This is a genomic window from Chelativorans sp. AA-79, assembly GCF_029457495.1.
Taxonomy (GTDB): domain Bacteria; phylum Pseudomonadota; class Alphaproteobacteria; order Rhizobiales; family Rhizobiaceae; genus Chelativorans.
This window is the reverse complement of sequence record NZ_CP120361.1, coordinates 1,063,411-1,089,435: the sequence shown is the minus strand read 5'-3', so window position 1 is coordinate 1,089,435 and position 26,025 is coordinate 1,063,411. Positions and strand designations below refer to the sequence as shown.

At 64.9% G+C, this 26,025-nt stretch carries 22 protein-coding genes; 10 read left to right on the top strand and 12 right to left on the bottom strand.

Annotation, left to right across the window (positions count from 1 at the left end):
• Nucleotides 1-80 precede the first annotated feature (80 nt).
• The 6 genes from malQ to PVE73_RS05580 are packed head-to-tail and all read right to left on the bottom strand — an operon-like array spanning nucleotide 81 to nucleotide 13,375.
• Nucleotides 81-1,919 (bottom strand): 4-alpha-glucanotransferase, encoded by a 1,839-nt coding sequence (gene malQ, locus PVE73_RS05605; RefSeq protein ID WP_277366001.1) that lies wholly within the window; start codon nucleotides 1,917-1,919, stop codon nucleotides 81-83.
• Complete coding sequence (gene treZ, locus PVE73_RS05600; RefSeq protein WP_277366000.1) at nucleotides 1,916-3,730, bottom strand: malto-oligosyltrehalose trehalohydrolase; 1,815 nt, start codon at nucleotides 3,728-3,730, stop codon at nucleotides 1,916-1,918. The genes malQ and treZ overlap by 4 nt, the downstream gene beginning before the upstream one ends.
• Before the next feature lie 8 nt (nucleotides 3,731-3,738).
• Nucleotides 3,739-5,814, bottom strand: a complete 2,076-nt coding sequence (gene glgX / locus PVE73_RS05595; protein WP_277365999.1) for a glycogen debranching protein GlgX — start codon at nucleotides 5,812-5,814, stop codon at nucleotides 3,739-3,741.
• A gap of 12 nt (nucleotides 5,815-5,826) precedes the next feature.
• On the bottom strand, nucleotides 5,827-8,040 hold the full coding sequence (gene glgB, locus PVE73_RS05590; RefSeq protein WP_277365998.1) for a 1,4-alpha-glucan branching protein GlgB: 2,214 nt from the start codon (nucleotides 8,038-8,040) through the stop codon (nucleotides 5,827-5,829).
• Nucleotides 8,037-11,381, bottom strand: a complete 3,345-nt coding sequence (gene treS / locus PVE73_RS05585; RefSeq protein WP_277365997.1) for a maltose alpha-D-glucosyltransferase — start codon at nucleotides 11,379-11,381, stop codon at nucleotides 8,037-8,039. The genes glgB and treS overlap by 4 nt, the downstream gene beginning before the upstream one ends.
• A complete protein-coding gene (locus tag PVE73_RS05580; protein WP_277365996.1) occupies nucleotides 11,378-13,375 on the bottom strand; it encodes an alpha-1,4-glucan--maltose-1-phosphate maltosyltransferase in 1,998 nt (665 codons plus the stop codon). The genes treS and PVE73_RS05580 overlap by 4 nt, the downstream gene beginning before the upstream one ends.
• Before the next feature lie 197 nt (nucleotides 13,376-13,572).
• Here PVE73_RS05580 and PVE73_RS05575 point away from each other — a divergent pair, with 197 nt between their 5' ends.
• From PVE73_RS05575 to ureG, 10 genes are all read left to right on the top strand, one after another.
• The gene (locus PVE73_RS05575) at nucleotides 13,573-14,367 is read left to right on the top strand and encodes an urease accessory protein UreD (protein WP_346772400.1); all 795 of its coding nucleotides are present in this window, start codon (nucleotides 13,573-13,575) and stop codon (nucleotides 14,365-14,367) included.
• A gap of 16 nt (nucleotides 14,368-14,383) precedes the next feature.
• Nucleotides 14,384-14,686 carry an urease subunit gamma gene (locus tag PVE73_RS05570; RefSeq protein WP_277365994.1) on the top strand — a complete coding sequence of 101 codons (303 nt, stop codon included), beginning with the start codon at nucleotides 14,384-14,386 and terminating at the stop codon, nucleotides 14,684-14,686.
• 21 nt (nucleotides 14,687-14,707) lie between these two features.
• The gene (locus tag PVE73_RS05565; RefSeq protein ID WP_277365993.1) at nucleotides 14,708-15,292 is read left to right on the top strand and encodes a HupE/UreJ family protein; all 585 of its coding nucleotides are present in this window, start codon (nucleotides 14,708-14,710) and stop codon (nucleotides 15,290-15,292) included.
• Nucleotides 15,293-15,305: 13 nt separating this feature from the next.
• A complete protein-coding gene (locus tag PVE73_RS05560) occupies nucleotides 15,306-15,611 on the top strand; it encodes an urease subunit beta (protein ID WP_277365992.1) in 306 nt (101 codons plus the stop codon).
• Nucleotides 15,611-17,323, top strand: coding sequence for an urease subunit alpha (gene ureC / locus PVE73_RS05555; protein WP_277365991.1), 1,713 nt, complete (start codon nucleotides 15,611-15,613; stop codon nucleotides 17,321-17,323). The genes PVE73_RS05560 and ureC overlap by 1 nt, the downstream gene beginning before the upstream one ends.
• Nucleotides 17,324-17,603: 280 nt before the next feature.
• On the top strand, nucleotides 17,604-18,212 hold the full coding sequence (locus PVE73_RS05550; RefSeq protein WP_277365990.1) for a LysE family translocator: 609 nt from the start codon (nucleotides 17,604-17,606) through the stop codon (nucleotides 18,210-18,212).
• Between the two features lie 74 nt (nucleotides 18,213-18,286).
• Nucleotides 18,287-18,826, top strand: a complete 540-nt coding sequence (locus PVE73_RS05545; protein WP_277365989.1) for a hypothetical protein — start codon at nucleotides 18,287-18,289, stop codon at nucleotides 18,824-18,826.
• A gap of 23 nt (nucleotides 18,827-18,849) precedes the next feature.
• On the top strand, nucleotides 18,850-19,332 hold the full coding sequence (locus PVE73_RS05540) for an urease accessory protein UreE (RefSeq protein ID WP_277365988.1): 483 nt from the start codon (nucleotides 18,850-18,852) through the stop codon (nucleotides 19,330-19,332).
• Nucleotides 19,325-19,987 carry an urease accessory UreF family protein gene (locus tag PVE73_RS05535; protein ID WP_346772418.1) on the top strand — a complete coding sequence of 221 codons (663 nt, stop codon included), beginning with the start codon at nucleotides 19,325-19,327 and terminating at the stop codon, nucleotides 19,985-19,987. The genes PVE73_RS05540 and PVE73_RS05535 overlap by 8 nt, the downstream gene beginning before the upstream one ends.
• Before the next feature lie 34 nt (nucleotides 19,988-20,021).
• A complete protein-coding gene (ureG, locus tag PVE73_RS05530) occupies nucleotides 20,022-20,645 on the top strand; it encodes an urease accessory protein UreG (RefSeq protein ID WP_277365986.1) in 624 nt (207 codons plus the stop codon).
• Here the strand turns inward: ureG and PVE73_RS05525 are convergent.
• From PVE73_RS05525 to PVE73_RS05500, 6 genes are read right to left on the bottom strand one after another with little or no spacing between them, the layout of a single operon-like run.
• Nucleotides 20,642-21,688: a glycosyltransferase gene (locus PVE73_RS05525; RefSeq protein WP_277365985.1), complete on the bottom strand. Its 1,047-nt coding sequence runs from the start codon at nucleotides 21,686-21,688 to the stop codon at nucleotides 20,642-20,644. The genes ureG and PVE73_RS05525 overlap by 4 nt on opposite strands.
• On the bottom strand, nucleotides 21,679-22,545 hold the full coding sequence (locus PVE73_RS05520; protein WP_277365984.1) for a PIG-L family deacetylase: 867 nt from the start codon (nucleotides 22,543-22,545) through the stop codon (nucleotides 21,679-21,681). The genes PVE73_RS05525 and PVE73_RS05520 overlap by 10 nt, the downstream gene beginning before the upstream one ends.
• Nucleotides 22,542-23,459 carry a beta-xylosidase gene (locus PVE73_RS05515; protein WP_277365983.1) on the bottom strand — a complete coding sequence of 306 codons (918 nt, stop codon included), beginning with the start codon at nucleotides 23,457-23,459 and terminating at the stop codon, nucleotides 22,542-22,544. The genes PVE73_RS05520 and PVE73_RS05515 overlap by 4 nt, the downstream gene beginning before the upstream one ends.
• Nucleotides 23,460-23,462: 3 nt before the next feature.
• Complete coding sequence (locus PVE73_RS05510; RefSeq protein ID WP_277365982.1) at nucleotides 23,463-24,308, bottom strand: nucleotidyltransferase family protein; 846 nt, start codon at nucleotides 24,306-24,308, stop codon at nucleotides 23,463-23,465.
• Between the two features lie 11 nt (nucleotides 24,309-24,319).
• On the bottom strand, nucleotides 24,320-25,417 hold the full coding sequence (locus tag PVE73_RS05505) for a glycosyltransferase (RefSeq protein WP_277365981.1): 1,098 nt from the start codon (nucleotides 25,415-25,417) through the stop codon (nucleotides 24,320-24,322).
• The gene (locus PVE73_RS05500) at nucleotides 25,414-26,025 is read right to left on the bottom strand and encodes a histidine phosphatase family protein (protein WP_277365980.1); all 612 of its coding nucleotides are present in this window, start codon (nucleotides 26,023-26,025) and stop codon (nucleotides 25,414-25,416) included. Before PVE73_RS05500 ends, PVE73_RS05505 begins: the two co-directional genes overlap by 4 nt.

The following is a 26,025-nucleotide window of genomic DNA, read 5'->3' as shown; positions in this document are numbered from 1 at the left end:
CGAAAGCCATAATGACAGCCAATCTTCCCCCTTGAGGGGGAGATGGCCGGCAGGCCAGAGGGGGGTGAAAAAGGGCATCATCATCTCACTTCGGGCTTGTCCCAACGCGGCCTTTCCTCGCGGATCGCGCCGACGACGGCGCGCAGCATGGAGGAGTTCTCCAGCTCCTCGATCGGCACCGGCAGTCTTCGGCGCCAGTTGGGATGCTCGTCTATGGTGCCGGGGATGTTCGGCTGTTCGGGAAGGCCGAGCAGGTCCTCCATCTGGGCGGCAAGCAGGCGACAGGGCGTGCTGGCCACGAGCCGATGAATCCCGGCGGCGACGATCTCATTGAAATCCTCGCCGATCTCGTGATCGCCGCGGGCTCGCAGCATCTCCACCGCCTGGCCCTTTTCCCGGCGGCGGCGTTCCCGCTCCTTGCGAGCGCCGTCTTCATCGTAGAGACCGATCTGCTGGCGGACATCGATGTCGCTGCCCGTCCACCAGCCGGCGAGCGTGTTGGTGTCGTGGCTTCCCACACAGGCGAGCGCGGAGGGCGGCCAGTGCTCGGGCGGAACGAAGCCGTGGTCGTTCCGCTCGAAATAGAAGATGCGGTAGCCGAGCAGGTTTGCGCGATCCATCTGCTCGCGAAATCCCTCGGGCACCACGCCGAGATCCTCACCGATGATCAGGGCCCGGGACGCCTGGGACACCTCGGCCAGCACGCTGACCACTTCCGGCATGGGATAGAGGACATAGGCCCCCTGACCTGCCGGAAAGCCCGAAGGAATCCAGAAGAGGCGGTAAAGGCCCATGGCATGATCGATGCGCAGCGCGCCGGCATATCTGAGGATCGCCTCGTAGGAACGCCGCACGGGCCGGAAATCCCGCGCGGCTATCTCCGAAGGCGACCATGGCGCCAATCCCCAGCACTGGCCATCCGGATTGAACATGTCGGGCGGCGCGCCGATCTCCGCGCCCACCACCGTCAGCGTCCGGTCGCTCCATGTGGCGGCGCCATCGGGTGCGGTGCCCACGGCGAGGTCGAGATAAAGCCCAATGCGCATGCCCGCGGCGTGCAGTCTTTTCGACGCCTCGCCCAACTGCCGGTCGGCGAGCCACTGCAGCCAGACCTGGAACTCGATCTCCTCCCCGTGCTCCCGCGCGAACGCCGCCACAGCGCCGCTTGCCGGGTCCTGAAACTCCTCGGGCCAGGCGTGCCAGCCCGTGCCGATGCCCCGCCGCACCATCTCCAGGCTGATGGCCTCGAAGAGCGCGTAATGCCGCAGCGGCGCGCCGCCCTTTTCCTGGAAAGCTCTCACGGCTTCCCGGTTCGCATCGCGCATCCGTTCATGGATGCGCCGCAAGACGCGAAGCTTGTGCCCCGTTACGGCCTCGTAGTCGACGAGATCGCCTTCCCTCAACCGGGAAAGGGCGCTGTCGTCGAGGTCCAGCGTCGCATCGAATCCTTCCAGCTGATCGACGGCGATATAGAGCGGGTTCAGGAAGTTGCGATCGCTCGGTGAAAAGGGGCTCGCCTTCTGCGGCTCGGCCAGGAACAGCGCATGCAGCGGATTGACCCCGAGAAAATCCGCCCCCAGCCGCGCCGCCGTCTCCCCGATCCGCGCCAGATCCTCGAAATCTCCGATGCCCCAATTGCGGTGGGAGCGAAGACCGTAAAGCTGGCAGGTGACGCCCCAGGCCCGGCCATGCTGCAGGAACTCCGGAAGGAAGCAGGCCGCCCCTTCCGGCACGAGCGGAGGCGGAGGGAATGGGCCGGGCGGAGCGGCGGCCGGCTGGTCTGCTCCCTCCTCCACGCCGAGGGTCATGAGGATCGCTGTCACCGCATCGTCCGAAGCCTGGGAGATCGTGCCGTCGAGTGCGCGATAGGAGCGGACGATGCCATGCGCGGCGGCCAGCCGGTCGAGTTCCTCCGTCATGCGCCAGCCCCCTTGCTCTCCCCGATGAGCAAAGCCATGCTTTTTGCCGGGAGCCTACCCTGCCGGAGCGCGTCAATGCCGCCGCGGCTTTCATGGATGAGGCCAAAGGCTGAGAGGTCCTCGTCGAGCTCCACGTCCACAGTCCCGAAATTGGCCGCCATGAGGAGCAGACGCGCGCCCATATCCCAGCGTACGGTGAACGCCTCCTCTCCGAGACGGGCCGCCCTGCCCTGCATCGACCGCATCGCAGGGAGGTGCGGTACGAGATGGTCCTTTCGGATCCGCAGCAAGCTTCTGAAGAGATCGAGCCGCTTCCGGCCGGCTTCCGACTCTATACGGCTCCAGTCGAGCATCGAGGCTTCGAAGGTGGAACGCGCATTGGGATCGGGGATGCGCGCGGCCTCCTCGCCGCTGAAATGGCCAAAATCCTTGAATTCGCTCCTGCGCCCTTCCCGCACCGCCTCGGCCAGCTCGCCGTGAAAATCCGTGAAGAACAGGAACGGATTCGTCTCCCCGAACTCCTCTCCCATGAAGACCAGCGGCACCTGCGGATTGAGCAGCAGCACCGCCGTCAGCAGTTCCACGGTCTTCGCATCGGCCAGCGCCGCCAGGCGCTCGCCGAACGCGCGGTTGCCGATCTGGTCGTGGTTCTGCAGGAAGTCGACGAAGGCGAGCGGCGGCTGGCCCGCGCTCGGCACGCCCCGTGGCTTGCCTTCACGCGGCGCATAGGGCTCGCCCTGATAGCAGAAGCCCTCCGCCAGCGCGCGTGCGAGATGCCCCACGGGATCATCCGCGAAGCCCCCATAATAGCCGGCATCCTCGCCCGTCGCGATGCAATGCGCGGCGTGATGGAAGTCGTCATTCCACTCGGCGGTGAACAGGGTTGGCCGGTTCTTGCCGTCGCGCGGATGCAACGCCACGATGTTGCGCTCGTCCTCGGTCGCGAGATGGATGTGCCGGTCCGGAAAATGCGTGCGGATATTGCGCGCCATCTCCTCCAGGATCGGCGTCTCGCTCCGGTCCTTGATCTGGTCGATGGCGTCGAAGCGCAGCCCGTCGAAGCGGAATTCCTCCAGCCAGTAGATCGGGTTGTCGAGGAAGAAGGCGCGCACCGCCGGCTCCTCGAAGCGGATGGCAGGGCCCCATGGCGTGTGACGTGCCGGATCGAAGAAGTCCGGGGCGTAAAGGCCGAGATAGTTTCCGTCCGGGCCGAAGTGATTGTAGACGACGTCCAGCATCATCATCAGGCCGCGTTGGTGCGCCGCATCGATGAGCCGCTTCAATCCCGCGGCACCGCCATAGGCCGAATGCGGACAATAGGGCAGCACGCCGTCATAGCCCCAGCCGCGGTTGCCGGAGAACTGCGCCACCGGCATGAGCTCGATCGCGGTGAAGCCGATATCAGCCAGATGGTCGAGCTTCCGTCTGATGCCGTCGAACCCGCCGTCCTGCGAGAAGGTGCCGGGGTGGAGTTCGTAGACGACCGCCTCCTCCCACGGCCGCCCTTTCCAGTCCGTCGCCTGCCAGTCGAAGCGGGGGGCGATGAGCACACTGGGGCCATGGACATCCTCGACTTGCGCGCGGGAAGCCGGATCGGGAACGGCCATGCCGTCGGGCAGCACGAACTGGTAGGGTGTTCCGTCCGCAGGCCCACTTACCTCCAGCTCGAACCAGCCGCCTGCGAGCTTTTCCATCTCGTGCTCGTGCTGCCCGTCCAGCCGGAGCCGCAGGCTCTCGAGCGCGGGCGCCCAGAGACGGAAACGAACGGTGCCGTCATCCTCGAGATGGGCGCCCCAGCGGGTTTGAAGCATCGATCGGATCACCTTACTCGGCCTTCCAGCACAACCATCGAGCGGTCGGCGAGTTCCAGCGTGTGCGGCGTGCGCATCGCCTCCCAGACCGGCCATTGCCCCGTGTCGGTCCGCATGACCATCTTCCAGCCGGCAGCTCCCAGCTCCCGGGGGAGGCTGAATTCCAGCGGCTCGTGAAAGCCGTTGATGAGGATGAGGATGCACGTGCCGCGCTCGTCACAGAGCATCAGGCCGAAGCTCTTGAGACCTGGATCGCCCCAGTCCTCGTCGGTCATCGGCTCGCCCGAGGGCCGCAGCCAAGAGACGTCGCGGTATTTCTCCGCGACGATCTGGCCGTGCAGGAAATTCTTCAGCCTCAGGCGCGGATGGTTGCGTCGATAGGCGGCGAGGCGCCGTACGAACTGGAGGAAGGCTTCGTCCTCCTCGCTTCGGCCATCCCAGGAAAGCCAGTTCATCTCATTGTCCTGGCAATAGGCGTTGTTATTGCCGTGCTGCGTGCGGCCCACCTCGTCGCCCATCAGGATCATGGGCGTCCCCTGCGACAGAAGCAGCGTGGCGATGGCGTTGCGCCGCATCTTGGCCCGGAGCGCCTTGATGTCCTCGTCGTCGGTGGGACCCTCCACGCCGCAGTTCCAGCTCCGGTTGTCGCTGTGGCCGTCGCGGTTGTCCTCCTTATTCGCCTCGTTGTGGCGCTCGTTGTAGGCGTAGAGGTCGGCCAGCGTGAAACCGTCATGCGCCGTGATGAGGTTGATGCTGGCCCACGGCCGCCGTCCACGGCGGTCGAACATGCCGGCCGACCCCAGAAGAGCGCTTGCCAAGTCGGGGGTCGCCCGCTCGTCGCCGCGCCAGAAGCTGCGCACCCAGTCGCGATAAGCCCCGTTCCATTCCGCCCAGCCGGGTGGGAAATTGCCGAGCTGATAACCGTCGGGTCCGAGATCCCACGGTTCGGCGATCAGCTTCACGCGCGACAGCACCGGATCCTGACGGACCGTGTCGAAGAAGACGGAAGAGGGCTCGAAACTGTCCCGCTCGCGGCCGAGCGCCGTCGCGAGGTCGAAGCGGAAGCCGTCCACATGGCATTCTTCGACCCAGTAGCGCAGCGAGTCCATCACCATCTGCAGGACGCGCGGATGCTTCAGGTTGACCGTGTTCCCGCAGCCTGTCGTGTCGTAATAATAGCGAGGGTCGTCGCCCAGGATGTAGTAATTGGCGTTGTCGAGCCCCCGAAAGGAGAGCGTGGGCCCGAGTTCGTTGCCTTCGGCGGTGTGGTTGTAGACCACGTCGAGGATCACCTCGATGCCGGCCTCGTGCAGCTTGCGCACCATGCGCTTGAATTCGTGCAGGCCGCCCCCCGGCGAGATGTAGCGCGGCGCCGGCGCGAAGAAGCCGACCGTGTTGTAGCCCCAATAATTGACGAGGCGCTTCTCCACGAGATACCGGTCGTCGAAGAAGGCCTGCACCGGCAGGAATTCGATGGCAGTGATGCCGAGCTTGACGAGATAGTCGATGACGCGGGAATCGGCGAGGCCGCCGAAGGTGCCGCGCAGTTGCTCCGGCATGTCGGGATGCAGCACCGTCATGCCCTTCACATGGGCCTCGTAGATGATCGTCTCCTCCCAGGGCCGGTGCGGGCGCACATCGTTGCCCCAGGTGGCGGCGGTATCGGTCACCACGCATTTGGGCATGACGAAGGCCGAATCGCGCCGGTCCATGACGAGATCCTGACGCGCAGAGCCAACCCGGTAGCCGAAACAGGCATCGTGCCAGCGGATATCGCCCAGAAGCTGTTTCGCATAGGGGTCGATCAGGAGCTTGTTGGGATTGAAGCGGTGGCCGTTCGCCGGATCATAGGGCCCATGGGCGCGCAGGCCGTAGACCTGTCCCGGCCTTAGGTCCGGGAAGTAACCGTGCCATACCTCGTGGGTGTATTCGGGCAGCGGGATGCGGCTCATTTCCCGCCGCCCCTTCGCATCGAAAAGGCAAAGCTCGATCTTTTCGGCATGTGCCGAAAAGACGGCGACATTGACGCCTGACCCGTCCCAGGTGGCGCCAAGCGGGTATGGAAGGCCGATATCCACGCGCACGGCTTGTCCTTGTTATGGTTCGCAGGCGAGGATGAGCGTGCCCAGGGGAGGCAGCTTCACGCTCGCAGAGGCTGGGCGGCCGTGCCACGCTTCCTCCGTGGCCGCCACCGTGCCGTTCGTCGCGCCGGAACCGCCATAGCGGCTGTCGTCGCTGTTGAGGATTTCCCGCCACTCCCCGGCGCGCGGGAGGCCGATGCGGAAATCCTCGCGCACGACGGGCGTGAAATTGCAGGCCACGACGATGGGCCGTGCTCCCTCCCTACCCTTTCGCATATAGACATAGGTGCTGATGCCCGGGTCCGAGGCGTCGATCCACTCGAAGCCTTCCGGTTCGCAATCGAGCTCGTGCAGCGCCTTTTCGTTCCGGTAAATCCGGTTCAAATCGCGCACGAGGTCGCGCACGCCCCGGTGCATCGGATCGTCGAGGTGGTGCCACTCGAGCTGCCAGTCGTGGTTCCACTCCCGCTCCTGCGCGAACTCGCCGCCCATGAAGAGGAGCTTCTTGCCGGGATGGGTCCACATGAAGGCGAAATAGGCGCGCAGATTGGCGAATTTCTGCCATTGGTCGCCCGGCATGCGGCCGATCAGCGAGCCCTTGCCGTGGACGACCTCGTCATGGCTGAGCGGCAGGATGAAATTCTCGGAGAACGCATAGATCAGGCCGAAGGTCATCCGGTCGTGATGGTACCTGCGATGAATTGGATCCTGGCTCATATAGTCCAGCGTGTCATGCATCCAACCCATGTTCCACTTGAAGCCGAAGCCCAGGCCACCCGCATAGGCGGGGCGTGACACGCCTGGAAAAGCGGTCGATTCCTCGGCGATCGAGGTGGCGCCGGGATGCGAGCCGAAGAGCGCGATGTTCGTGTCGCGCAGGAACGCGATCGCCTCCAGGTTTTCGTTCCCGCCATGCACGTTGGGGACCCACTCGCCCGGCTGGCGGCTGTAGTCGAGATAGAGCATGGAGGCCACGGCATCCACGCGCAGCGCATCCACGTGGTACTGGTCGAGCCAGAACAGCGCGTTGGCACCCAGGAAATTCGCCACCTCGCGGCGGCCGAAATTATAGATGAGCGTGTTCCAGTCGCGATGGAAGCCAAGCCGCGGATCGGCGTGTTCGTAAAGCGCGGTGCCGTCGAAGCGGGCGAGCCCGTGCGCATCGGACGGGAAATGCGCCGGCACCCAGTCGATGATGACGCCGAGCCCTTCCCGATGACAGCGACCGACGAAACGGGCGAAGTCTTCAGGAGTGCCAAAGCGGCTCGTTGGCGCGTAGAGTCCGACAGGCTGGTATCCCCAGGAACCGGAGAAGGGATGCTCGCTCACCGGCATGCACTCGATATGCGTGAAGCCCATATCCTTCACGTAGGGAATGAGCTGGTCGGCGAGCTCGTCATAGGTAAAATAGCCGCCATCCTCGCGCCTGCGCCATGAACCCAGATGCACCTCGTAAATCGAGATCGGCGCGCTGCGGTCATTGCGCTCCGCGCGGCTTTCCATCCAATCCTTGTCGTCCCAATCCACCTGCGGCAGGCCGTTGACGACGGAGGCCGTGGCAGGCGGCACCTCGGCCCGAAAGCCCACCGGATCGGCCTTGGTGGGCAGAACCTCGCCCTGGCTGCCGATGATCTCGTATTTGTAAAGTTCGCCGAGCTGTACGCCGGGAACGAACATCTCCCACACGCCGAGGCCCGGGTGCACCCGCATCTGGTGGCGCCGTCCGTCCCAGCCGTTGAAATTGCCGACGATGCTGACGCGGCTCGCATTGGGCGCCCAGACGGCGAAGCGCGTGCCGGCGATGCCCTCCAGGGTCATGGGATGAGCGCCCAGCTTTTCATAGAGGCGCTGGTGTCGCCCCTCCCCCATGAGATAGAGGTCGAGCTCTCCGAACGTGCTGGGGAAGCGGTAGGGGTCCTCCTCCTCCCAGGTATCGCTCTCCCGGGTGAAGCGGATCCGGTATCCTGGTACGGTATTCTTTTTCGAGATCAGCCCCTCGAAGAAGCCGCGCGCATGGCGCCGCAGGAGCTTTCCCAGGCTCTTGCCGGTTTCGGGGTCGATCGCCTCCGCCGTCTCCGCTTCGGGCCGCAGCACGCGCAGCACGATGCCAGCAGAACTCCGATGCGGTCCGAGGACCGAAAACGGGTCGCCATGCCTGCCCGCCACGAGCGCGCCGATGGCGTGCGGATCGTCCAGTCTCCAGGGCGCAGTATCCGCCATGAGGTTCATGTGCTCCTCCTTTCGATCAGGTCGAGCACACCCTGCACCGGTATGCCCACCCAATCCGGGCGGTTGGAGAGTTCGTAATTGATCTCGTAGAAACCCTTCTGAAGCAGAAAAAGTTCGAGCAGGGCCTGCCGTGTCCCCGCATTTTCCGGCTGGTTCTGCGCGCCCTCGCACGCCGCGAAATAACCATCGAGGAACTCCGCGCTCATGCGTTCGCGCCACTGGCGCGCGAGCGAACCGCTGTCACGCGCCTGGTCGGGCAGCCGCGCCGCCACCTGGCGCACGGCGGCCCAGGCCGCGTAATCGAAGGAGCGCAGCATGCCGGCAACGTCCCTGAGCGGCGAGCTCTTGCCCCGCCGTTCCTCGAGGCTCCGCCGCGGCTCACCCTCGAAATCGATGATATAGAGGTCCTGTTGCGAGACCAGCACCTGACCCAGATGGTAGTCGCCGTGGATGCGCGACTTCTTGCCGGAAGGCGCGAGCTTCGCGAGCGCACCGAGCCGCCGGTCCACCTCCTGCCTGAGCGACAGAAGCCGCTCGACGCTTTCCTTCACGCCGGCTGGCAGGCGGTCCTTGTTGCGATCGAGCGCCGCGCGGGCGGCCGCAACCTGAGACCGCACATCCTTGACCCAGCCCGAAATGTCTGCACGGCGCACCCGCTCGCAGCGGAAGGCTTCGATGTCGGTTTCGACGGCGAGCGCCGCATGCATTTCGCCGGTCCGCTCGCCAAGCCTCCTCAGAAGGTCCAGAGGATAGAGGAATTGCGAGGTCGCCTCCTCCGCCGGAACCGCCGAAACGACCGGCGGTGCCAGGATCTCGTCCTCGATCTGCCGCTCCAGCGCATGCACGAACACGCTCCAGGCATCACCCTGGTTCTCGACGAAGCCGGACACGCTGGCGAGCACCGTCTTCTCTCCGCCATCCTCCAGTTCCACCGTCCCCAGGAAGGCCGGCGTGTTCTTGAAACCCGCCACTTCGGTCAGGAACCGCGCCACCTCGACTTCCGGCTGGTCGCCGGGCCTCAGGCGGCGGAAGATCTTGAGCAGCGCCTGACGCTCGAAGGCGACCGAAACATTGCTCTGCTCGCCCATCAGCGGCGACGGCGGCTCGGCGAAGCTCATGCCGGCAAGCTGCTTGTTGCCGTAGAAGCGCAGCACGCCGCCCGGCACCTCGATCTCCTGCCGCTCTTGCATCCGCCGCATCAGGTCGGAGGCGAAGCGGTCGTCATAGGAGCCGTCGATGAGCGCACCGAGCTGCGGGCCCTTGCGCACCCGCGCCAGGGTCACGGAGAGCTTCGGAGCACCGAATTGCACGTTCTCCTCGCCCCACAACACCGTAAGCGGCAGCAGATATTGCTGGCTGCCCGACGGGGAGAGCCTGACATCCACGATGGTGAGGAACCCCGCCTCGTCGCCAAGCTTGGCCACCTCGCGGATCGCGGCCGAACGTATCGCCTCGCCCTTGGCGCCGTACCAGCGCTGGCGCTGCATGAACTGCGGCAGCACATCCTGTTCGAGCTGCCGCCGCTCGCGCCCCTCGAGCGCCCGTTCGATGCGTCCTCCCACCACGGGGAGCGTGATGAATTCCGGCAGCGGCTCGGGAACATTGCTGTGCCAGTCCGGCCCCTGCGCCTCGGCGGCGAGCTGAAACCAGAAGGTGCCGTAGCCGGAAAGGGTCAGCATGTAGGGAAGATCGCCGATCGGCGGGAAGGGGGACTGGCTGATCAGTTCCACGGGAACACAGCCGCGGTGCTTCGAAAGATCGAGTTCCACGGCCTGGGGCGAGCGCGAGAGGTTGGCCACGCACAGGATCGTCTCGTTTCCGTCGCTCCGTGTATAGGCAAGGATGCGACGGTTTCTCGGATAGAGCATCGTGAAGTCGCCGCGCCCGAAGGCCGGGTGCTGCTTGCGTACGCCGATCATACGGCGCACCCAGTTGAGCAGCGACGAGGGGTCAGCCTCCTGTGCCTCGGCATTGATGGTCTGGAAGCCGTAGACCGGGTCCATGATCGGCGGCAGGTAGAGCATCTGCGGATTGGCACGCGAGAAGCCGCCATTGCGGTCGGGCGACCACTGCATGGGCGTGCGAACGCCGTCCCGGTCGCCGAGATAGATGTTGTCGCCCATGCCGAGCTCGTCGCCGTAATAGACGACCGGCGTGCCCGGCATGGAGAAGAGAAGAGCGTTCATCAGCTCCATCTTGCGCCGGTCGTTCTGCATCAATGGCGCCAGCCTGCGCCGGATGCCGAGATTGATGCGCGCCCGCACATCCTCGGCATAGGTGTGCCACAGATAGTCGCGCTCTCGGTCGGTCACCATTTCCAGCGTCAGCTCGTCATGGTTTCTGAGGAAGATGGCCCACTGGCAGGATTCGGGGATTTCCGGCGTCTGCCGCATGATGTCCGAGATCGGATGCCGGTCTTCCTGGGCCAGCGCCATGAAGATGCGCGGCATCAGCGGGAAGTGGAACGCCATATGGCACTCGTCGCCCTCGCCGAAATAGGGCCGCGTGTCTTCCGGCCACTGGTTGGCTTCGGCAAGCAGCATCCGGTCGGGATACTTCTCGTCCAGCGCCCGCCGGATCCTCCTCAGGATCTCGTGCGTCTCGGGCAGGTTCTCGTTGTTCGTGCCGTCACGCTCGACGAGATAGGGGATGGCATCGAGGCGGAGCCCGTCCACGCCCATGTCGAGCCAATAATGCATGGTCTTGACGACCTCTTCGAGGACGCGGGGATTGTCGAAATTGAGGTCGGGCTGGTGGGAGTAGAAGCGGTGCCAGAAGAACTGGCCGGCCACCGGGTCCCAGGTCCAGTTGGACTTCTCGGTATCGAGGAAAATGATGCGCGTCTCAGGGTAGCGCTCGTCGTCGTCGTTCCAGACATAGAACTTCCGCGCCGCCGAACCCTTCTTCGCATGGCGCGCCCGCTGGAACCAGGGATGCTGGTCGGAGGTGTGGTTGATGACGAGTTCCGTGATCACCCGGATCCCGCGCCGGTGCGCCTCCGCCACGAAGCGGCGGAAATCGCGCATCGTGCCGTAGGAAGGATTGATCGAGCGGTAGTCGGCAATGTCGTAGCCGTCGTCCCTGAGCGGCGATGGATAGAAGGGAAGCAGCCAGATCGTGTTCACGCCCAGGCGTTCCACATAGTCAAGCCGCTGCATCAGGCCATTGAAATCGCCGATGCCGTCGCCGTTCGAATCCTGGAAGGCCTTGATGTGGAGCTGGTAGATGACGGCGTCCTTGTACCAGTCGGTCGCCCGGATGTCGCTTGCAGGCGTGGCCTGCAGCGCCTCGTCCTCGCGTGGGGTCGCGACGTCCGAAGCAAGCTTTTCCATCGTGTTCATCGGCGCCCCCCCGGAGGTGTGAGCCGCCAGGCCATGTATGGGCGCTGGTGCGGATCGAGAAACATGTGCTGGACCTTGCCGGTCCAGGTGAAGGGCTGACCGGTGACGAGGTCTTCCGCCTCGATCATGGCATCGTCCGGTAGCCCGAACTCCCACAGCGGCACCTCGAAATGGGCGCCTTGGGCGTTGTGCGGATCGAGATTGACGGCGAGGAGCAGGAAGTTGGACAGGTCGTCCGTGTGCTTGCCGTAATAGAGGATGTTGTCGTTCCAGGCGTTGTAGAAATTCAGGTTCGTAAATTGCTGCAGCGCCGGGTTTTCCCGCCGCAGCCGGTTCACGAACATGATGTCGGCCTTGATGTTCCCGGGCCGGTCCCAGTCCCAGGCGCGGATTTCGTATTTCTCGGAATTGAGATACTCCTCCTTGCCCGGCATGGCAGCGGCCTCGCACAGCTCGAAGCCGCTATAGACGCCGTAATTCGTGCCGAGCGTGGCGGCGAGGACCAGCCGCACCTGGAAACCCGGCCGCCCGCTCGTCTGCAGGTAGTGGGGATTGATGTCCGGCGTGTTTGCGAAGAAGTTCGGCCGCATGTAGTGCCGGCACTCCTCCTGCGTGAGCTCGGTCAGATATTCCGCGAGCTCCCATTTGGCGTTGCGCCAGGTGAAATAGGAATAGGACTGGTTGAAGCCCACCTTGCCGAGCCGCTTCATCATCTTCGGCCGCGTGAAGGCTTCCGCCAGGAAGATCACGCCGGGGTCGACCTGCCGCACCTCCTCGATCAGCCATTCCCAGAAGGGCAGCGGCTTGGTGTGCGGATTGTCCACGCGGAAGATGCGCACGCCCTTTTCCAGCCAGAAGAGCACGATGTCGCGCAGCGCGTACCAGAGGCCGGGGATCGCATCGCGGTAGAAATGGACGTTGACGATGTCCTCGTATTTCTTGGGCGGGTTCTCCGCGAATTTGATGGTGCCGTCCGGCCGCCAGTCGAACCATTCGGGATGCTCCCTGATCCAGGGATGGTCCGGCGAGCACTGGATGGCGAAGTCCAGCGCGATCTCCAGCCCGTGCTCGCGCGCGGCCTCCACCAGCCGGGCGAAGTCCTCGAAATCGCCGAGTTCGGGATGGATCGCATCGTGCCCGCCCTCTTCCGAGCCGATCGCATAGGGGCTGCCGGGATCCTCCGGGCCCGCCGTCAGGCTGTTGTTGCGGCCCTTCCGGTTGGTGCGGCCGATCGGGTGGATCGGCGGGAAATAAAGCACGTCGAAGCCGAGATCGCGCACATAGGAAAGCCGCGCGATCACATCGTCGAACGTACCGTGCCTCTCCGTGCTGCCGGACTGCGACCGCGGCATCAGCTCATACCAGGCGGAAAACCCCGCCTTCTCACGATCCACGAAGACGGGAAAGGCGATGTCCGTTTCGGTGAGGTTCACACGAAGGCCGAGCCGTCGCATGAGCACCGCCATGTCGTCGCTCATCAGCACGGCGAGCGCGTCGCCTTCGGAGGAAGAGGACGTCACCTCCGCGAGCAGCGCCCTGAGCGCCGAGCGGTCGTCCGGCTCTCCACCGCCATTGTGTGCGGCAAGCACCTGTTCGACGAGAAGCCGGCCCTCCTGGAGCTCGAGGGAGATCTCCTGCCCCGCTTCGTGCTTCTTTGTCGTGTCCATCCGCCATGTGGCGAAGAGATCGCGCCAGGACGCGATCCTGAACTCGTGATGGCCGACCTCCTCGAAGACGATCGTGGCGCGCCAGCGGTCGTTCAGGACGTGCCGTAAGGGGGTCTCTTTCCACGCCTTCTCCCCACGTCTGCGATGCAGGACGGCGGCCGCTATCACTTCATGGCCGTCGCAGAAGACATCGGCCTCGATCCTGAAATGCTCGCCGACAATCGTTTTTGCGGCAAACCGGCCCCCGTCGATTGCGGGTTCGACGGCCTCGATGGCGATGCGGCTTGCGGCAAGCTTCTGAAGGAGCGTCTGGCCGGGACGGTCCATGTTCCTAGAAATCTCTCATCCGAATTCCCCTCCGAAAGCCAACGCCGGGCTTGCGCTCTGGTTCCGTTGCGGAAAAGGAGGGAAGGGGAATATTTTGCCTCCGGCCGGTGCCTGGGGTATGGGGCCGGCATCACGGGAACATCACCGGCATGGCCTTTGCGACACCACACTCACCGGCAGGCGCGTCTTCCGCACCGATGCAGCGTTCACGCGGTGCCGGCAAGGTGGCGACGCAATCGCGCAACGGCCGGACCCGCCTCGTGACCCTCTATCAGGAAGGCTGCTGCAAGATCCGCCTGCCGCGCACCCACGGCGCAGCTCTTGAAGCGGTGCTGATCAACACATCAGGCGGGCTCACCGGCGGCGACCGGATCGAATGGCAAGCCGCGGCCTCGCCCGGCTCGAAGCTGGTGCTGACGACGCAGGCGTGCGAGCGCATCTACCGCTCGACCGGAGAGGACGCCCTAATCGCCACCTCCCTCGAAGTGGGCAGCGGAGCGCATCTCGACTGGCTGCCGCAGGAGACCATCCTGTTCGAGGAAAGCAGGCTTCACCGCACGCTGCGGGTCGACCTCGATGGAGACGCGACCTTCACCGCCGTCGAAGCCGTGCTCCTCGGCCGCGAGGCCATGGGCGAGACCGCCCGTAGCGCCCGCTTGAGGGACAGCTGGCGCATCTACCGCGACGGCAAACTGGTCCATGCGGAGGAAACACGCCTCACGGGCTGGGATTTCGAGCGCGAGGGCCTTTCCCTGCTTTCCGGCCACAACGCCTTCGCGACGGTGCTCGCCATAACACCGGATGCTGCGGAAAAGCTGGAGGCACTGCGGGGGATCCTCGACCCCTCCGTGCAGGCCGCCGCGAGCGCAATTGGCGAGCGTCTGGTCTTGCGCATTCTCGCGCCTTCGGGTCTTATGTTGCGGCGCACCATAATGCCAGCCATAGCGCTTCTGTCCGGCGCGGGGTCGTTGCCCCGGCTCTGGACGACCTGAAGGGGACACGACACGCATGAATCTCACGCCTCGCGAAAAGGACAAGCTGCTGATCGCCATGGCCGCGATGGTCGCCCGCAGGAGGCTCGAACGCGGTGTCAAGCTCAACCATCCCGAGGCGATCGCCCTGATCACCGATTTCGTGGTGGAGGGCGCGCGTGATGGCCGGCCGGTCGCCGACCTGATGGAGGCGGGCGCCCATGTGATCTCCCGCGACCAGGTGATGGAAGGCGTGGCCGAGATGATCCACGACATCCAGGTGGAAGCGACCTTCCCCGACGGCACCAAGCTCGTCACCGTTCACGAACCGATCCGATAACAAGAAATCCGAGGGGCCTACATGCTCAACCGTCTCGCCTTCGCCGCCGCCGCGTTCTTCGCCGCCACGGCGCCCGCCTTCGCGCATCTCGATCCCGCCGCGCATGGCTCCTTCATGGCCGGCTTCTCGCATCCGCTCTTCGGCCTCGACCATATCCTGGTGATGGTGGCGGTAGGCTTGTGGGCGGCGACGCTGGGCGGACGCGCGATGGGGCTGGTCCCGGCGGCCTTCGTCGGCACGATGATCCTGGGCTTTGCCGCAGCCCTTTTCGGCGCGCCGCTGCCCTTCGTGGAGCCGGTGATCCTGGCCTCGATCGTCTTCATCGGCATCATGATGGCGCTGGCGCTCCCGCTGCCCGCGGCGGGCATGATGGGCATCGTCGCCTTCTTTGCCTTCTTCCACGGCCACGCCCATGGCGGCGAGCTCGGTGCTGCCGGGGCTGCCCGATTCGCTGTCGGATTCGCCGTCACCACCGCGCTCCTGCACGCCGCGGGCATCGCGCTCGGCCTCGCCTTCGGCCGGTGGCAGAAGGAGAATGAAGCCTTCACCCGCACCGCCGGGGCAGCCACGGCGCTCGCCGGCCTCTGGCTCGCCTTCGCCGGCTGATGGAGCGGAAATCATGATTCCCGGCGAAGTCATCACGCAGCCCGGCGAGATCGAGATCAATGCCGGCGCACCCCAGGTGGTGCTCGAGGTCAGCAACACCGGCGACCGGCCGATCCAGGTCGGCTCGCACTACCATTTCTACGAGACGAACGGCGCGCTTTCCTTCGACCGCGAGAAGGCGCGCGGCATGCGGCTCGATATCGCCGCGGGCACGGCCGTCCGCTTCGAGCCCGGCCAGACGCGCGAGGTGCGGCTGGTGCCGCTCTCCGGCGCGCGGAAGGTCTACGGCTTCCAGCAGAAAATCATGGGGGCGCTCTGATGCCGGCAAAAATCTCCCGCGCCGCCTATGCGGACATGTACGGCCCCACCACCGGCGACAGGGTGCGGCTTGCCGACACGGAGCTCTTCATCGAGGTCGAGAAGGACCTCACCGCCTATGGCGAGGAGGTGAAGTTCGGCGGCGGCAAGGTGATCCGCGACGGCATGGGCCAGAGCCAGGCTTCGCGCGCCGACGGCGCCGTGGATACCGTCATCACCAATGCCCTGATTGTCGACGTCACCGGCATCTACAAGGCCGATGTCGGCTTGCGCGACGGCCGCATCGCGACGATCGGCAAGGCGGGCAATCCGGACACGCAGCCCGGCGTCAACATCGTCATCGGTCCGGGCACCGAGGTGATCGCCGGCGAGGGCAAGATCCTGACCGCCGGCGGCTTCGACGCGCATATCCACTTCATCTGCCCGCAGCAGATCGAGGAAGCGCTGATGTCGGGCCTCACCACCATGCTGGGCGGCGGCACCGGCCCGGCGCATGGCACGCTCGCCACCACCTGCACGCCCGGCAGCTTCCATATCGGCCGTATGATCCAGTCCTTCGATGCCTTTCCGATGAATATCGGCCTCGCCGGCAAGGGCAACGCCTCGCTGCCGGCCCCGCTGGTCGAAATGATCAAGGCCGGCGCCTGCGCGCTGAAGCTGCACGAGGACTGGGGCACCACGCCGGCCACCATTGACAACTGCCTTTCCATAGCCGACGACTACGACGTGCAGGTGATGATTCACACCGACACGCTTAACGAGAGCGGCTTCGTGGAGGACACAATCGACGCCTTCAAGGGCGGCACCATCCATGCGTTCCACACGGAAGGTGCGGGCGGCGGGCATGCGCCGGATATCATCAAGGTCGCGGGGTTGCCGAACGTCATCCCCTCCTCCACGAATCCCACGCGCCCCTACACGGTGAACACCATCGCCGAGCATCTCGACATGCTCATGGTCTGCCACCATCTGGACGCCTCGATCCCCGAGGACGTGGCTTTTGCCGAAAGCCGCATCCGCAAAGAGACGATCGCCGCGGAAGACATCCTTCACGACCTCGGCGCCTTCTCCATCATCGCATCCGACAGCCAGGCCATGGGCAGGGTGGGCGAGGTGATCATCCGCACCTGGCAGACGGCCGACAAGATGAAGCGGCAGCGCGGACGCCTGCCCGAGGAGATCGGCGACAACGACAATTTCCGCGTGCGCCGCTATATCGCCAAATACACGATCAACCCGGCGATCGCGCAGGGCGTGTCGAAGCACATCGGGTCGGTCGAAGTGGGAAAACGCGCCGACCTCGTGCTCTGGAACCCCGCCTTCTTCGGCGTGAAGCCAGAGATGGTGCTCTTGGGCGGCACCATCGCGGCGGCCCCGATGGGGGATCCCAACGCCTCCATCCCAACGCCGCAGCCCATGCATTACCGGCCGATGTTCGGCGCCTACGGAAAGGCGATCGCAGCGTCCTCGGTGACATTCGTCTCCGAGGCGGCATTGGCCGACGGCCTGCAGGAGAAGCTGGGCGTGGAAAAAGGCATGTTGGCAGTCGAGAACACGCGCGGGCGCATCGGCAAGAAGGCGATGCTGCTCAACGATGCCACGCCGCATATCGAGGTGGATCCCGAGACCTACGAGGTGCGCGCCGACGGCGAGTTGCTCACCTGCGAGCCGGCCACAGTGCTGCCCATGGCACAACGCTATTTCCTGTTCTGAACGGACTTCCCCGGAGAGCGCTTGATCGTCGCGCCCGTGAATTCATCCCGGACCTGCGCGAGAAGTGCTTCGACCTGAGCGGACGCCGGAAAGGTTCGCGCTTCTTGACGGCTTCGAAGAGGCCGACGTGAGGCGGCATGTCTGCGGGAATGACTTGATCCTTTACCGCGTGAAAGAATCGGCGTGGAAATCCTTCGCATCTTCCACGGTGCCATGGACTGTGAAAGAGTGCTCGGCGAGGATGTCCATCTGAGCGACAATCCGCATTAGGGGCTTATCCATGATCGCCTGGTCCATTTTCCTCCCCGCCTGTTTCGCGCTCAATTGCGCGCCGGGGCCGAACAACCTGCTCGCGTTCTCGAACGGCGCGCGGCTCGGCTTCTTGCCTGCAATGGTCGGCGGGCTCGGCCGGATGCCCGCCTTCGCTCTGCTCATCCTCATCACCGTGGTGGGACTTGGCGCAGTGCTTGCCACCTCGGCAATCGCCTTTACGATCATCAAGATCGTAGGCGCCATCTACCTCGTCTATGTCGGCATCCAGTTCTGGCGCAAGGCCAGGGCGCTGGCCGAAGCGCAATCGCAGGATTTGGCACTCAAGACGCTGATGCGCCGCGATTTTCTGATAGCGATCAGCAATCCCAAGGCGATCGCCGTCTTCACGGCGTTCTTCCCGCAGTTCATCGACGCGTCGGCTCCCGCCTGGCGTCAGCTTGCGGCCATGGGCGGTGTGTTCCTCCTGCTCGAGATCGCAGCCGTGCTGCTCTACGTGCTTGCGGGCACGCTGCTGGGCAAGGCGCTCACATCCGGCCGCGTCTTTGTGAATCTCAACCGGCTGGTGGGCGGCGTGCTCGTCGCCTCGGGCGTCTCCATGGCGCTTTCCCGGCACTGATCGGCGGTCTCCGGGCGGGCGGCGATGGAACACCATCTCACGAACGCGGAGATCTTCCCGCATATCCGCATCTCATGGCGCTGATCATCGGCATGGGCATCACGCGTCTGCTGGCCGGCGTGGCCCGTTTCGTGCAGCACCCCTCGCGAAGCAGCCTTTCTATCATCCACCTCGCCTGGGTCGGTACCACGCTTTTGATGCTGGTGCATTTCTGGTGGTGGGAAGTAGCGCTCTACGATATCGGCCGCTGGTCCTTCGGGGTTTTCTTCTTCCTCATCGTCTACACGATCGTTCTCTTCCTGATGAGCGCCCTTCTGTTCCCCGACGACATCAAGGAGTACAAGAACTACGAGGACTTCTTCCTCGACCGCCGCAAGTGGTTCTTCGGCCTGCTCGCCTCCACGCTCGTGCTCGATGTTATTGACACCTACGTCAAGGGCGAACAGCATTTCGATGAATACCGGATCGAACTTCTCGTCAGCACGCCGATCTTCTTCACACTCTGCGTTCTGGCGATGTGGACCGCCAGCCGCGCGTTTCATCTGGCCGTCGTGGGGCTTAACATGATCTATGAGGCTGTCTGGATCGCAACGCTCTTCAACATCCCCGACTGACCGAACGGAGACTTCTGTAACCCATGCCCCGTGCCATCTCGCACCTTCACGCCGAACAGTTCGACGGACAGTCGTCGGACACGATCGTTCTTGCCCACGACGAACGGCATCTGCGCCGGAAACTTCTGAAATCGGCGAACGGCATGGAACTGCTCGTGGATTTTCCGCAGGCAGTGGCGCTCGGCCACGGCGACGCGCTCGTACTGGAAGACGGCAGCCTCGTACGGATCGCCGCCGCCGACGAGCCGCTCTACGAGGTGACCGCACGCGACCGCACGCATCTGGCGAAGCTCTGCTGGCACCTGGGCAACCGGCATCTGCCGGCACAGATCGAAGAAGAGCGGATCCTGATCGGGCGCGACCACGTCATCCGCGACATGCTCCTGAGCCTCGGCGCCACGATACGGGAGATCTCGGCGCCCTTCTCGCCCGAACGCGGAGCCTATCACAGCCACGGCGGACACGGCCATCACCACGACCATGGCCGCCACCATCACCATGACTGAGGCGCAGGCGCTGCAGCGCCTGCTTGCCTGGGCGTCGCCGGCCTTCCCCATCGGCGCCTTCGCCTATTCGGCTGGGCAGGAAACGGCCATCGCGCAGCATCGCGTCAGGGATTCGCAGACCGCGGAGAACTGGATCAAGGGAAATCTCCAGAGCGGTGCGGCTCGCAACGATGCCATTCTGGCCGTCGCGGCATCGCGGGAGCAGGGGAATGCCGATGCGCTCGGCAAGCTTGCCGATCTCTGCCTCGCGCTGACGCCGGCGCGCGAGCGTCACGACGAAATGCTGGTCACGGGGGATGCTTTTGTTGCCGCCGCCCGCGCCTGGCCGGACCCGGTGCATCGGCGCCTCCCCTCTCCCTGCCCCTATCCGGTGGCATTCGGTGCGATAGCCGGCGCGGCGGGCATTGCGGCGGAGGCGATGCTCGTCGCCTTCCTCACTGCCTATGTGCAGGCGCAGATTTCGGTCGCCATCCGGTTGATCCCGATCGGCCAGACGGAAGGCCTGGCGATCCTTGCAGCCCTTGAGCCCCTGATCGCCGAGACGGCTTCCTCGCTCGCCCGTGCCACGCTCGACGAACTCGGCTCCATCGCCTACGCTGCGGATATCGCGGCCATCGCGCACGAGATGCTCCCCACGAGGATTTTCCGCTCATGAGATCTGAACCGCTTCACATCGACCGGAGGCATGCATGAAATCGTCGAACGGCCCGTTGAGGATCGGCATCGGCGGCCCAGTGGGCTCAGGCAAGACCACGCTTTGCGAGGTCCTGCTCAAATCCATGCGCGACCGCTATTCCATGGCCGTCGTCACCAACGACATCTACACCAAGGAGGACGCGCTCATCCTCGCGCGGCTGCAGGCGATCTCGGAGGACCGCATCGTGGGCGTCGAGACCGGCGGCTGCCCGCACACGGCGATCCGCGAGGATGCCTCGCTCAATCTTGCGGCCATTGCCGACCTGAACCGCCGCTTCCCCGATCTGGACGTGGTCCTCATCGAGAGCGGCGGCGACAATCTGGCCGCCACCTTCTCGCCGGATCTCGCCGATCTTACGCTTTATGTGATTTCCGTGGCTCAGGGCGAGAAGGTCCCGCGCAAGGGCGGTCCCGCCATCACCCGTTCCGACCTTCTCATCATCAACAAGACGGACCTTGCGCCCCATGTCGGCGCCGATCTCGACGTGATGCGGGCAGACACCGAAAAGGTGCGCGAAGGCCGGCCCTATGTGATGACCGACCTTTCGCGCCGGACGGGTCTGGACGAGATCGTCGCTTTCATCGAGAAGGTGGGTGGACTGGCCGTTCCGGCCTAGCATTCGGCTCGCCGGCCCGTGTCTGTGAGCTGCCGATAAAGATCGAGATAGCGCCGTTCCATGGTCTCCGGGGAAAAGCGCTCCCGAGCCGCCGCCCGGCAGGCAGCCGGATCCAGCGATGGTGCAGCCGAAACAGCCTGCGCCATCTCCAGCACGTCATCGACGATGAAGCCCGTCCGGCCGTCCTCGATCACTTCCGGCAGCGCTCCCTTGGCAAAGGCGATCACCGGCGTGCCACAGGCAAGCGCCTCGATGGCCGTGAGCGAGCTCGTCTCGGCCACCAGGCTCGGCACGATCACGCATCGTGCGGAAGCGAGCAGCCGCCGTTTCCGATCGAAGTCCAGCGGGCCGAGGAACTTCCTGCGGGAGTCCAGTAGCTGCGCCACCTCCTCCCTGAAATAGCGCTGATGCGCTTCATAGGGAAAAATCTGCCCGCCGATCAAAAGCGGCACGTCGACGAGCCGGCAGGCCTGGAGCGCAAGATGAATCCCCTTTTCCGGGCAGATGCGGCTGAGCAGCAGCGCATGGTCGCGCTTGCGCTGCCGCGTCTCGAACAACGCCTGCGGAGCTCCATTCGGAACCGGTGGAAGCAGGGATGCGCCGTCCGGTGCCGTGCGGTGCTGCGCCTCGGAGACGCAGTGCAGCCAGAGATTCGGGCGGCGCTGAAAGATCCAACCGGGATACCAGTCGAGAGGCAGATGCAAGGTCGCAAGGGTGGGGATACCCTCCGGCAGGTATTCATGGAAATCGATGCCGTGCAGATGCACCAGGTCCACACGCTCCTGCGTCAGAACCCAGGCGATCAGCCGGCGCATCTGCGCCCATCTCTCCTGCCGGACGACATCATCGATCGGACCTCGTCCCGACGGCAGCGTTATCAGCCGACCGGCCGTCTCCGATCCCTTGCAGGCGATGATAATCGAGTGATGGCCGTTGCGCACCAGCGCCCGGTCGAGCGCCGAAAGCACCTGCTCTGCACCGCCCACCACATCGGGCCCGACCGGCGCGAAGGGATACGCGACGCTGAGGACCGTCAGAGCCATTTGGGGAGGTCGAGCTCCCGGCTTGCCTTCTCGACCAGATCCGCCCAGTCCGAAGGGCGAAGCCCCCAGTTGAACTGGGCGTAGAATACGTTGCCGTTGTTGGGCAGTTCCCGGAAATCGCAAGGCGCCGCCAACCGGAAGCGCTCCGTCTTCGTGATGAAGGGAGCCAGAACGAATTGCTGGGTCGCATGGGCGGCGAGCATCCGCCGTTTCAATTCCACCGTCTCGTTGTCGAGTGCGATCGCGTATTCGACCTGATCACCCGGAATGAATTCCTGGAACGCCCTTTGGTCCTGCTTCATCCGATAGAGCGGGAACTCATAGACCACCGGCAGCGGAAGTCCGCGCCGGCCCGCCAGATGGATGGCGGCCCGCACCGCGAAGGCCGTCGAGTCATGGTCGGGGTGCCCGCCTTCGAAGGCATGCGTGAGAACGGTGGCGATCCGGAATTCGGAGAAGAGTTCGGCGAGCCGCGAAGCGATCTCGGCGAGCCGGTATGCCGCCGACTGGTCGGGAACGCCGATCAGGTGGCACGCCTCGGGTTTCACCCCCGCCATGGCGACCGCGGTTTCCAGCTCCCGGCGCCGGGCCGCCGCATAATCCTCCCGCCGGGAAAAGCCGTTGACTTGCGCGTCTTTCATGTTGGCGGGCGCACCGTCCGTCACATGCACGATGCGCACACCCTCCATCCGGGCGAGTTGCCCGCCGATGGCGATCGTCTCGTCGTCAGGATGCGCAACCACCACCACGGTGTCGTGGCAATCGAAGGAGCCCGCCTCGGGCGAGCAGACCGCCTCCAGCAAGGATCCGGCGGGCAGGTAAAGCTCCTCCTCGCCCAGGCATGTCATGCCGGTCATGCCGCGCCCCTGATCTGGTTCCGGTTCCGCCCCGCATAACGCTCGATCATGGAGCCGCAGAAATCGGCAAACTCCTGCGGCACCTGTGGAGCGCTGGTGTGGTGGGGCGCGATGCCGCGATGCTCCGGCGTGAAGCAGAAAGTGACCGTCACGTCGAAATCGGCGAGCGCCTCCATCTGCCGGTCGAACCAGTCGAGCGCGCCGGGGCGGAAGCTGTCGGCCCAGGAAAGGCCCGTGCGCAGATATTTGACACCGAGCCGCTTCATCCAGGTGACCGCCTCGTCGAGCCGCGGATCCTCGAAATGGAACCACTGGCAAAGGCCGAGCTCCGGCGTGTGTTCGGCGAATTTTTCCAGTGCCGGCTTCGGCGTCCCGTCTTCTCGTATGAGCCCCATATAGAAGTGGCGGTAGTAGGAAGACCCCTCCGCCTCCCTATGCCTCGTGGTGGCGCCCCAGGCCTGCGGCAAGTCGAAGAGGCTGTACCACTGGATGCGCGGCGAGCGGCCCTTGAGCAGCTCCGCGGTGCGATCAAGACCCCAGAGCTGCACCTCCTCCGCACCGAAAGTGGAGACCCCCACCTCGCTCACCCAGACGGGCAGATGCGTGAGTGCCTGGATTTCGGCCAGCTTCTGCGGCCATTCATGGATCTGCCACAGGTTCCAGTCGAGCGGGAAGCCATGCACGGCGATTGCATCGAGGTGATCGAGCACGCCCTTGCCCTGCAGGTTCTGGATGAACAGAGGGTCGATCGGCGAAATGCCGCCGAGCACGCGGACGACATCGGGATTGACGCTGCCGATCGCGTCGGCCGCGCCGATGGCCATCTCGGCGAACAGCGCCCATTCGGGATCGATTTCCGGATCCCAGTGGGATTTGTTGTTCGGCTCGTTCCAGATCATCGCGGCTTCGATCATCAGTCAGACCCCTCGTTCGACTTGCTTGAAGGACATTACGAGTTCGCGCCGGTGGGCGAGAAGCTGGCGCCCCGCGGGAGCGCCTGCCGTGACATGGATGCCGGGAGCCGGCGCATCCCGCTCGGCATTGGCGTGCCTCAGAAGATCGTTGGCGGCGCGGTAGCCTTCGAGCGTGCCCACGTCCACATAGGCGTGACCGGCTTTGACGCCTTGCGCGCTGCCGCCTTTCGCCAGATAGGCGTTGACCAGCGTGCCCATATATTCGTCCGCACACTCCCGTTCGAGCCAGAGCGCCCGGAGTTCATGGAGGATGCGGCCCGACATCTTGAAGCCGCCCCAGACCCATTTGGTCGAGGGGTGCGCCTGCTTCACCTGGATTTCGCGGACATTGCCCGCGTCATCCGTCTCCACGGCGTCGAACGCCGACGGGTTCTCCACCGGAAACAGCAGGAACGACAGCGCTCCATCCGGCAAGGCCTGATAGCCGTCGGCGGGCATCCAGATCGTGTCCGGCAGGCCCACCAGCAGGTGCTCGTCCGGCGCGACCAGCGGCGCCACCCGGAAAATGGCGTCGCACAGACCGCTCGCCTCCGGCTGCACCACATAGGCGATGGAGGCGTCGCCGTAGTTCCCGCCGTAATATTCGAGGATATCGGATTTTCCGGGCGCGATGACGAAGCAGAGCTTGTCCGCACCGCCCGCGATCATGCGCTCACACAAATATTCACTGACGGCGCAGGGACGTTCGGCGCCGTCGGTAAGGCAGCTGCCGACGGGCAGAAGCTCCTTCGAGAAGGCGAGAGGCTGGATACGGCTTCCGCAACCTGCTGCCGGAATGATTCCCCACATGGACGGCTCCTTCACGCCTGCAGCGCCGGCTCGCCGGCGGCGGCAGATTTCAAATCCTCGAGGATGGCTTCGAGTTCGATGGCGCGGTGCTCCGAGGTATGGCACGAAAGCACCCGGTCCCGGGCAGCTTCCGCAATCCGGCGGAGCTCCGCGTCGCCAAGATCGAGGGCGGCGATGACGTCGTCAGACTCGACCGCGACCAGGATCTCATGCCCGGGCTCGAAGAACGTATCGAGACCTTGCCACCGGTCGGAGACGATGGGCACGCAGCAAGCGGCGGCCTCGAACAGGCGCCCCGGAGGGCACCAGCCCATCCTGGCCATCGCCCGCCGCGTGACGTTCAGCGTCAGCCGCGAGGAGGAGTAGAAGGCAGGATGCTCCTCCGGGGGCAGATGCCGGACGAAGAAAACGTTTTCGCCCCACGGGAAATCCTGCGGATACTGCGCCCCCGCGATGACGAAGCGCAGGGCGGGACGCTGGCGCGCCGGCTCGAGCAGAAAGGCGGAAACGCCCGCTTGCCGGTCCTCCGCATAGGTACCGATATAGGAAAGGTCGGCTCCGTAGTGCGCCGCCGGGGCGGTGGGCCGATGCACGCAAGGGTCCACATGGCCGTAGAGTGGCGCCACGATGCGCGCACCGAGCCTCGATTTCAAGGCATCCAGCGCTTCGCCGCCGGTATAGCTCAGCACCAGGTCGAAATCGGCGAGACCTCGGGGACCGATATAGGTGGTTGCCTCTCCGCGATCGAGCGCGGAGAGCGTCACCGGCGTGTCGAGATCGTAGAACACGCGGATCGGGCGATGCGCGGACAACACCAGGTCGGAGGCGGCAATTCCGTCCGGGCAGTAGGACGAGACGAGCGCCACATCCGCGTCGGCGAGATGCCGGCGCGCAGCCGGCAGTGCCTCCTCCCAATCGCCGTAGAGGATCAACTCGCCATTTTCGATCTCGTAGAGATCGCGCGCACCCGCATAATAGGGAAGGTCGCGTTCGAAGAACACCACCGTCCAGCCGCGCCGCCCGAGCGCCCGGACGAGCCCGCGCCAGAGCGTCGCGTGGCCGTTTCCCCAGGACGAGCTGATGCTGAGCCCGAAGACGACAAGCTTCATGCAAAGGCCCCCACGTTGAGACGCGCGGGCTGGAGATTGCGCGTCACCAGCCTTGCGCCGTCACTGTCGAAGGAAAGCGTTGTGACCGAGGCCGGCGCGATCTCGAACTCGTGCACGCTCCGGAAGGGTGTGCCCAGTGTGCGGCAGAGCGCGGCCTTTATGACGTCGCTGTGGCTGACGAGCGCGAATCCCTGGCCCGGAAAGTCGGCATGCAGCCGATGCATGAAGCCGGTCATCCTGGCGCTGGCCCTTTCCATCGTGTCTCCCGCCGGGGTTGCCGCAGTGTCGCGCTCCTCGTTCCAGCGCCGCCAGGCACGGTCCTCGCCGAGTTCCTCGAAGCCCTTTCCCGACCAGTCGCCGAAATCGATCTCGTCGAGTTCCGGCGCCACCTCGTAGGGAGTATTCGTCTCCCGTCCGACGATCTCGGCCGTCTGCTGCGCGCGCAGCCGCGGGCTGGTGTAGATCGCATCGGGCTTCCGGCCGGCCAGGTATCGCCCGAGAGCGAGCGCCTCTTCCCGCCCCGCGGGCGTGAGCGGCGCGCCCGAAAGCCTGCCCGTGAGAACCGTGCCGACATGGCCATGCGAAGCGTGGCGCAAGAGATGGAACAA

Coding starts and splice junctions, on each gene's coding strand:
- malQ (WP_277366001.1), bottom strand. CDS start 1,919: ATGACGGAGGAACTCGACCGGCTGGCCGCCGCGCATGGCATCGTCCGC.
- treZ (WP_277366000.1), bottom strand. CDS start 3,730: ATGCTTCAAACCCGCTGGGGCGCCCATCTCGAGGATGACGGCACCGTT.
- glgB (WP_277365998.1), bottom strand. CDS start 8,040: ATGAACCTCATGGCGGATACTGCGCCCTGGAGACTGGACGATCCGCAC.
- treS (WP_277365997.1), bottom strand. CDS start 11,381: ATGAACACGATGGAAAAGCTTGCTTCGGACGTCGCGACCCCACGCGAG.
- PVE73_RS05580 (WP_277365996.1), bottom strand. CDS start 13,375: ATGGACCGTCCCGGCCAGACGCTCCTTCAGAAGCTTGCCGCAAGCCGC.
- PVE73_RS05575 (WP_346772400.1), top strand. CDS start 13,573: ATGCAGCGTTCACGCGGTGCCGGCAAGGTGGCGACGCAATCGCGCAAC.
- PVE73_RS05570 (WP_277365994.1), top strand. CDS start 14,384: ATGAATCTCACGCCTCGCGAAAAGGACAAGCTGCTGATCGCCATGGCC.
- PVE73_RS05565 (WP_277365993.1), top strand. CDS start 14,708: ATGCTCAACCGTCTCGCCTTCGCCGCCGCCGCGTTCTTCGCCGCCACG.
- PVE73_RS05560 (WP_277365992.1), top strand. CDS start 15,306: ATGATTCCCGGCGAAGTCATCACGCAGCCCGGCGAGATCGAGATCAAT.
- ureC (WP_277365991.1), top strand. CDS start 15,611: ATGCCGGCAAAAATCTCCCGCGCCGCCTATGCGGACATGTACGGCCCC.
- PVE73_RS05550 (WP_277365990.1), top strand. CDS start 17,604: ATGATCGCCTGGTCCATTTTCCTCCCCGCCTGTTTCGCGCTCAATTGC.
- PVE73_RS05545 (WP_277365989.1), top strand. CDS start 18,287: ATGGCGCTGATCATCGGCATGGGCATCACGCGTCTGCTGGCCGGCGTG.
- PVE73_RS05540 (WP_277365988.1), top strand. CDS start 18,850: ATGCCCCGTGCCATCTCGCACCTTCACGCCGAACAGTTCGACGGACAG.
- PVE73_RS05535 (WP_346772418.1), top strand. CDS start 19,325: ATGACTGAGGCGCAGGCGCTGCAGCGCCTGCTTGCCTGGGCGTCGCCG.
- ureG (WP_277365986.1), top strand. CDS start 20,022: ATGAAATCGTCGAACGGCCCGTTGAGGATCGGCATCGGCGGCCCAGTG.
- PVE73_RS05525 (WP_277365985.1), bottom strand. CDS start 21,688: ATGGCTCTGACGGTCCTCAGCGTCGCGTATCCCTTCGCGCCGGTCGGG.
- PVE73_RS05520 (WP_277365984.1), bottom strand. CDS start 22,545: ATGACCGGCATGACATGCCTGGGCGAGGAGGAGCTTTACCTGCCCGCC.
- PVE73_RS05515 (WP_277365983.1), bottom strand. CDS start 23,459: ATGATCGAAGCCGCGATGATCTGGAACGAGCCGAACAACAAATCCCAC.
- PVE73_RS05510 (WP_277365982.1), bottom strand. CDS start 24,308: ATGTGGGGAATCATTCCGGCAGCAGGTTGCGGAAGCCGTATCCAGCCT.
- PVE73_RS05505 (WP_277365981.1), bottom strand. CDS start 25,417: ATGAAGCTTGTCGTCTTCGGGCTCAGCATCAGCTCGTCCTGGGGAAAC.